A 6,865-nucleotide genomic window follows, 5' to 3' on the forward strand; every position below is an offset into this window, starting at 1 on the left:
CTTCGACCCTAGCCGGCAGTGGCGCGGCAGGCTGCGCGAATGATGCGGTTCGTGGGATTGGGCTCGACGTCGAGGAAGCGCATGGGCCGGCGATCGTTCGCGTAGTCGGTGACCTTGTGCGGCTGCCCTTGCCACAGCGGCACCGGGTAGAAGGCCGCGAACAGGTACTCGGCCTTGCGCGCACGGCAGTCGAAGACGACCTGCGACTCGTACGAGCGGTAGGGCACCTTCTCCCAGTTGAGCCTTTCCGTTGCCCGACTCACGCGCACGTTCATGGTCTTCTGCGCGCCGTGGGTCTGGATCGCGACCGGGTCGACCTCCACCGTATCCACGGATGCATCGCGCGGATTGCCTGTCACGGTGAACCAAACGGTCTGAGCCTCAACCTGGCACCCCACGAGGCCAAGCAACACGAGCCACCTTCTCACGTCGAATCCTTTTAGCTGGCGATCTTTTTTGATTCTAGCCAGCGGTCGACGCGCACCGCGCCCCTTCCGTCGACCCGCACGACCTCCGGATCGCCGGCGCCATGCAGCCGCTCGACCTCCGGCGCGCGCCGCGCCAGCACGGCCCGCTGGTTGACGTAGCCCTTGTCGGTGATCTCGCCCGCATCGATATCCGGCGGTGCGGAAAGCACCAGCGCCCGGACGGGGCATTGCGACGAGCCGCCGCCCGCGTCTCGCAACTCTCGCATCACACGCTGCAGCGCGGCGTGCCATTCTTCGCGCGGCCGCGACCCGCCTTGCGGGCTCGGAAAGACCAGCATGCCGATCTCATCGCGGTCGTGGCCGGTGATCACGATGTCCTGCGCCAGCGGCGCGAGCCGCGAGACCAGATCGACGCGCAGCGTGCCCACCGACACCCACGTGCCGCTCGTGAGCTTGAAGTCTTCCGCCACGCGGCCGTGGAACATCACGCCGCGTTCGGGCCGCTGCGTGTCCGCCAGAAAGCCCGCATCGCCGATCCGGTAGTAGCCCTCGTCGTCGAAGGCCGCCGACGTTTCACGTGGCGCATTGCGATAGCCGGGAAACACCGACACGCCCTTGACCCGCATCTCCAGCTTGTCGCCGTTGGGCACGAACTTCAGCTCCAGCCCAGGCAGGGGCGCACCGATGCAGCCCGCGCCATCGAGCCGCCAATGGGCCGTGGTGATGGCCGGCGAGGTCTCGGTTGCGCCCCAGGATGTCGTGAGCCACAGCGGCCGCTCGGGGCGCGCACGCCGGGCGACGGCCTCCAGCCGCTGCCAGGTCGAAGGCGCCAGAGCCGCGGCTGCATAGAAGGCCAGCCGCAAGCGCGACATGACCTCTGCAGCCAACGCATCGTCCGCTTCGAGGAAAGGCAGCAGCATGTCGTAGCCCCGCGGCACGTTGAACAGCAGCGTCGGTCGCACCTCGCGCAGATTGCGCACCGTCTTCTCGATCAGCCCCGGCGCCGGCCGCCCCTCGTCGATATAGAGCGCGCCACCATGGCACAGCACCATGTTGAAGTTGTGGTTCGCGCCGAAGGTGTGGCTCCAGGGCAGCCAGTCGACCAGCACCGGCTTCTCCTCGTCGAGGAAGCGCCAGGTCTGGGCCATCATCTGCTGGTTGGCGCACAGCATGCGGTGCGTGTTGATCACCACCTTCGGCTTGCCGGTGGAGCCGGAGGTCAGCAGGTACTTGGCATGGTCGTCGGGGAGGATCGCCTCGAAGGCCTGCATGACGGCCGGCGTCTCTTCCGTCTGCATCAAGGGGTCGAAGGGCAGGGCGCCGGTGTGCGTGTCGGCATGGCGGCTGAACACCTTCACCGCATCGACATCGCAGCCGGACAGTGCCGGCCCGTACACCTTGGCGTCCGATGCGTAGATCAACGCCGGATCGAGCGTGCGCAAAATGCCGTGCAGCCGCGTCGGGTCCTTCGCCATGCGCGAGTACGCACTGGACAGCGAACACGCCGTGCGGCCGATGTGCATCGTCGCGAGCATCAGCACCGCATGGTCGATCGCGTTGTCCGACAGGATCACCACCGGCCGGTGCTTCGCAATGCCCATATCGAGCAGGCTCTGCGCGACGGCGCCCACGGCGCGGCGCAATGCCTGGTAGTCGAGCTTTCGCCATCCTTCGCCGCTGTCGTCGCGCTCCGCCAGCGCCAGCGCGTCGGGCGTTTCACGGGCCCAGCGCTCCAGCCACTCGCCGATGCAGCGCGCGTAGGGCTTGAGCGCGACCGGCGAACGCAGCGCGAAGGAGCCGTCGTCGAAATCGATACGGACCGTGCGTGGCGGTGCGAGCTGGCTTTCGTCTTCGAAGAAGCCGGGAGTGGTCATGGACTTGTCTCCTTATATCTTTCAAATAATTCAAACTTCAGTGGTCGATGAGCAGGCAAGCGCGTCGATCAGTGAACGGGTTGACTCGCCACCGCGTAGCCTGGGTCTCCTGCGAGCCCGAGTTCGAACTTCAGCACAGGGCGCGCGGTGGTGGTCTCTTTGTTCTGCTGCATCCCGAATGGTTGAACGAACACATTTCGTATTCATAAGGCTGGGAGCCGGAGAACCGCTATGAGTGAACCTGTCTACGTGGGCATCGATGTCGCCAAGGCCAGCTTCGAGGTGGCTGTCAGCGGCGAGGCGCAAACCTTGAGTCTGGGCAATGACGAGGCGGGCCACGCTGAGCTGTGCCAGGTGCTGGTGCCGCTGGCGCCGCGCCTGATCCTGCTGGAGGCCACGGGCGGCCATGAGCGGCTCCTGGCGCTCGCGCTGGCTGCGGCGGGCCTGCGTGTGTCGGTCATCAACCCGCGCCAGGCACGCGACTTTGCGCGCTGCATGGGCAAGTTGGCCAAGACCGATCGCATCGACGCGCAGGTGTTGCGTGGCTTCGCTGCTTTGCTGGAAGCGCAGGGTCACGAGCCGCGTGCACTGCTCGATGAGCAGCAGCGCGAACTTACCGCGCTGGTAACGCGTCGACGCCAATTGGTCGCCATGCTGGTGGCCGAGCGCCAGCGCCTCGCGCTGGCCCACCCGAAGGCCAAGGCCAGCATCCTGGCGATCATGGATGCGATCGCCGCCCAGCTCCACGACGTGGACGGGCAACTGCGCGAACATGTACAGGCTCACCACGCCGACCTGGCCAAACTGCTGACCTCCGTCAAAGGCGTTGGCCCCACGACCGCCAGCACGCTGCTGGCGCAACTGCCCGAACTCGGCCACCTCAACCGCAAGCAGATCACCTCGCTGGTAGGCCTGGCGCCAATGAACCGAGACTCGGGCACTCTGCGCGGCCAGCGCCATATCTTCGGCGGGCGCGCCGATGTGCGTCGCGTGCTCTACGTCGCTGCGCTCGTCGGCACGCGCTTCAATCCGGTGCTCAAAGCCTTCTACGCAAAGCTGCTGGCCGCCGGCAAACCCAAGAAGGTCGCCCTCGTGGCCTGTATGCACAAGCTGCTGATCATCCTGAACGCCATCGCTCGCACCAAGTCGCCTTGGAGCCACGAGATTGCGGGCATTGCTCGAGTTAGTCATTCAAGATGGTTGCTGAGATGGTCGGCCGTGCGAAGCGCAAGGCCAGCCGTCCGTTGTCATTCGAGTGTGCCGCTGGTCGTCTTGTCGTGAATCAGGTTCAACAGCAGGGTGTCGCGGGTCGATTCCAGTTCGCCGATGCGTCGTGCGCCGAGTTCCGCTGCTACGCCTTCAACAACCCGCTGCTTGAGCTCGGCGGTCATCGTCGGCGCACCGAGGTCGCGCCACCAGTCCTCGATCGGCCCGCCCAGATGGTCCAGCACGTGCGCAATGCCGCCCGCGCCACCCGACAGATGCAGGTTCATGAACGGCCCCATCAGCGCCCAGCGCAAGCCCGGCCCGTGCGCGATCGCCGTGTCGATATCTGCCACGGACGCCACTCCCTGGTCCACCAAATGGAAAGCCTCGCGCCACAGCGCCGCCTGCAGCCGGTTCGCGATGTGGCCCTTGACCTCGCGCTTCACGTGGATCGGTCGCTTGCCGATCGCGCTGTAGAAGGCCATCGTGCGCTCGATGGTGTCGGCCGATGTGTGCTCGCCGCCCACCACCTCCACCAACGGAATCAGGTGCGGCGGATTGAAGGGGTGCCCGAGCACCACGCGCTCCGGATGGCGGCATGCGGACTGCACGCCGGTGATCGCCAGCCCCGAGGAGCTGGAGGCGAGCAGCGTGCGCGGCGCCGCTGCCGCGTCCATGCGGCGGAACAGTTTGATCTTGATGTCGATGCGCTCCGGCCCGTTCTCCTGCACGAAGTCGGCAGCGGCCACCGCGTCTTCGAGCCGGTCGTGAAAGTGCAGCCGCTCCACCGATGCACCCTCGGCCAGCCCGAAGCGCTCCATCGTCGGCCAGTGCTGCGCGACGGCCGCACGCAGCCGCGCTTCCGCGCCGGGCGAGGGATCGGTGGCATCCACATCCAGGCCCCGTGCGAGGAAGTACGCCGCCCAGCTCGCACCGATCACGCCGGTGGCGACGACCGCCACGCGCTTCACCGGATCTGCCGCCGCGCTCATCACAGCCCTCGCCGCGATGCGGCGGGCGCGAACTCGGGCACCGGCAAGCCACGGCGCGGCAGGCCCATCATCTCGCGTGCCTCCGCAGGGGTCGCGGGCTCCATGTCCATCTCGCGAATGACCCGCACGATGCGTTCGGTCAATTGCAGGTTGGTCGCCAGCTCGCCCTGCCGGTAGTAGAGGTTGTCTTCCAGCCCCACGCGCGCATGGCCGCCGAGCAGCAACGCGCTGATGTTCGCCTCCAGCTGCGAAGGGCCGATGCCACTCACGCAGAAGATCGCGCCCTTGGGCAGCGTGTCCACCATCATCTGCAGATGGCGCGGCGAGAAGGGCATCGCGTTCTGGAAGTTGCGATGCACGTTCATCACCAGGTTGATGAAGTAGGGCTCCTCGTCCAGCCCCTCGTTGATCAGCGTGGTCGTGTCCTGCAGGATGTGCGTGGGGCTGAACACCTCCCACTCGGGCTTGATGCCGCGCGCCTTCATGCCGGCGGCCAGCTCGCGGCCCTTGCCGAGCGGCGTGTCCATCAGGATGTCGCGGCCTTCGAAAGAGAGGTTGAGCGTGGTCGCGTCCAGCGTGCACATCTCGGCGCCTGCATCCATGCCCTTGATGCGCTCCTCCCACGCAATCTCCCAGCGGTTGCCCGGCAGCGGCTTGACCATGTCGCCGTGCACGCCACCACCCGTGGAGTTGTTGATCACGATGTCGCAGCCCGCCGCGCGGATGCGCGTGTTGATGTCGCGGTAGACGTCGGCATTGCACGTTGCGCCATCGTCGGGCCGGCGCGCGTGGATCGCGGCCACGCTGGCGCCGGCGTTCCAGCAGCGCACCACGTCCTCGGCGATCTCGGCGGGTTGCGTGGGGAGATGGGGGTTCTGCGATTTGTGCGCCATCCCACCCGTAGGGGCAATGGTCACGATCACCTTGCGCTTCGACATGAGGTTTCTCCTGTGAACAGCGCGCTATTATTTTTGGCTGCCCGCGCCGAGGCAGTCATCGCGACGACATTTGAGATCAGGGTTTACGAGGCGCTGGAGCGTTCATGCATCACGACAACAAAAAATCCCTGTCCCTTTCGATCCCCACGCTGCTGGAGCTGTCCGGCTGGTTTCCGCAACTGGAGCGCGAGGCGCAGGCGCGCGTGCTCGACGACATGCGCGAGCAACGCGTCGCCGCCGGCGCCGCGCTGTGCCGCCGCGGCGAGACCCCGATGCATTGGTACGGCACGCTGGAGGGGCTGCTCAAATGGTCGCTCACGTCTGACGACGGCCGTTCCGTCACCTTCGGCGGCCTGTCGGTCGGCAGCTGGTTCGGCGAGGGGACGCTGCTGCGCGCCGTGCCGCGCACCGCCGACATCATCGCGCTGAGGGACAGCCGCGTCGCGGTGCTGCCCATCGACACCTTCGAGTGGCTGCACAGCACGCAGATGAGCTTCAATCACTTCCTGCTCGTGCAGATCAACGAGCGGCTGCACTGGTTCATGGGCAACTACGCGGCGCAGCGGCTGCTCGATACCGACAGCCAGGTGGCGCGGGCTCTGGCGGGGCTCTTTCATCCGTGGCTGCACCCGCTCGGGCAGACGCACCTGGAGACCTCGCAGGAGGAGATCGCGAATCTGTCGGGGCTGTCGCGGCAGCGGTGCAATGCGGCGCTGAATCGGTTGAAGGAGGCGGGGCTGTTGAGGATCGAGTACGGGGGGATTACCGTGATTGATCTGGAGGGGTTGCGAAGGCATCTATGACTGCTTCCTCGTCACGACCAGTCATAGGAGCCTTCGCCCGAGCTATATCTTTCCCATCAACAGCAATACGACCACGACCAGCAACACCAGCCCGATGCCGCCGCTGGGGCCGTAGCCCCATGTCCGACTGTGAGGCCAGGTTGGCACTGCGCTCACCAGCATCAGGATCACGACGATCAGCAGAATTGTTCCCAAGGTCATTTCATGTCTCCTCTCAGTGAGTCGTAGCAGCGCAGGGTTCGAGAGAAGTCACGCAGCGCTCCGATGCCGCTTTCCTCGGCTTGCCGACACCAGTCTTCCAACTGTTCCACCAACTGCTCCTTCGTGGCAGTGGATCGGCCCCATAGGGCAGTGAGATCCTGCCGTGTCGAATAGATGGTGCGCAGCACGGTGCTGGAGTCCAGCGCTTGTCTCAGGACCGCGCGCTGCGGTTCGGGCAATTGCGCCGCATCTCTTTGCAGCAGGTACTTGACCGGGTCCAGCGCCTTGAAGTCCATCGAACCGGGCAGCACTCTGGCTCGGAGGCTGCAAATTTCCCTCACGGCAACCGGACGCAGCGATCGGGCGAACCTGGCCAGCACCTCGTAGCGGTGAGTGACGACAGCTTGCAGGGTGCCCGCGTCA

General features: G+C 66.0%; 7 protein-coding genes and 1 pseudogene. 2 read left to right on the top strand and 6 right to left on the bottom strand.

The features are described 5' to 3' along the window. Positions 1 to 8: 8 nt before the first annotated feature. The gene (locus QTI04_RS27940; RefSeq protein ID WP_286600563.1) at positions 9 to 428 is read right to left on the bottom strand and encodes a surface-adhesin E family protein; all 420 of its coding nucleotides are present in this window, start codon (positions 426 to 428) and stop codon (positions 9 to 11) included. 11 nt (positions 429 to 439) lie between these two features. After that, a complete protein-coding gene (locus QTI04_RS27945) occupies positions 440 to 2,302 on the bottom strand; it encodes a feruloyl-CoA synthase (protein ID WP_286618423.1) in 1,863 nt (620 codons plus the stop codon). Between the two features lie 231 nt (positions 2,303 to 2,533). Here QTI04_RS27945 and QTI04_RS27950 point away from each other — a divergent pair. Next, a pseudogene (locus QTI04_RS27950) lies at positions 2,534 to 3,457 on the top strand (IS110 family transposase); the annotation flags it as partial. Between the two features lie 92 nt (positions 3,458 to 3,549). On the opposite strand, the gene QTI04_RS27955 reads toward QTI04_RS27950, so the two are convergent. Both QTI04_RS27955 and QTI04_RS27960 read right to left on the bottom strand, forming a co-directional pair. After that, positions 3,550 to 4,500 carry a 3-hydroxyacyl-CoA dehydrogenase NAD-binding domain-containing protein gene (locus tag QTI04_RS27955; protein ID WP_286618424.1) on the bottom strand — a complete coding sequence of 317 codons (951 nt, stop codon included), beginning with the start codon at positions 4,498 to 4,500 and terminating at the stop codon, positions 3,550 to 3,552. After that, positions 4,500 to 5,438, bottom strand: coding sequence for a 3-keto-5-aminohexanoate cleavage protein (locus tag QTI04_RS27960; RefSeq protein WP_286618425.1), 939 nt, complete (start codon positions 5,436 to 5,438; stop codon positions 4,500 to 4,502). The genes QTI04_RS27955 and QTI04_RS27960 overlap by 1 nt, the downstream gene beginning before the upstream one ends. A 104-nt stretch (positions 5,439 to 5,542) precedes the next feature. Here QTI04_RS27960 and QTI04_RS27965 point away from each other — a divergent pair, with 104 nt between their 5' ends. After that, a complete protein-coding gene (locus tag QTI04_RS27965; RefSeq protein ID WP_286618426.1) occupies positions 5,543 to 6,241 on the top strand; it encodes a Crp/Fnr family transcriptional regulator in 699 nt (232 codons plus the stop codon). A 42-nt stretch (positions 6,242 to 6,283) separates the two neighbouring features. Here the strand turns inward: QTI04_RS27965 and QTI04_RS27970 are convergent, their stop codons facing one another. Both QTI04_RS27970 and QTI04_RS27975 read right to left on the bottom strand, forming a co-directional pair. Further along, positions 6,284 to 6,442, bottom strand: a complete 159-nt coding sequence (locus tag QTI04_RS27970; RefSeq protein WP_286600568.1) for a DUF3309 domain-containing protein — start codon at positions 6,440 to 6,442, stop codon at positions 6,284 to 6,286. After that, a partial coding sequence (locus QTI04_RS27975; RefSeq protein ID WP_286618427.1) for a transposase occupies positions 6,439 to 6,865 on the bottom strand: 427 nt, incomplete at its 5' end. The genes QTI04_RS27970 and QTI04_RS27975, both read right to left, overlap by 4 nt.

It is taken from the genome of Variovorax sp. J22R115, from assembly GCF_030317005.1.
Classification (GTDB): Bacteria; Pseudomonadota; Gammaproteobacteria; order Burkholderiales; family Burkholderiaceae_C; genus Variovorax.

Bases quoted from the DNA above. Each gene is read 5' to 3' on its own strand.
- QTI04_RS27945 (WP_286618423.1), bottom strand. From the start codon at position 2,302: ATGACCACTCCCGGCTTCTTCGAAGACGAAAGCCAGCTCGCACCGCCA.
- QTI04_RS27955 (WP_286618424.1), bottom strand. From the start codon at position 4,500: ATGAGCGCGGCGGCAGATCCGGTGAAGCGCGTGGCGGTCGTCGCCACC.
- QTI04_RS27960 (WP_286618425.1), bottom strand. From the start codon at position 5,438: ATGTCGAAGCGCAAGGTGATCGTGACCATTGCCCCTACGGGTGGGATG.
- QTI04_RS27965 (WP_286618426.1), top strand. From the start codon at position 5,543: ATGCATCACGACAACAAAAAATCCCTGTCCCTTTCGATCCCCACGCTG.
- QTI04_RS27970 (WP_286600568.1), bottom strand. From the start codon at position 6,442: ATGACCTTGGGAACAATTCTGCTGATCGTCGTGATCCTGATGCTGGTG.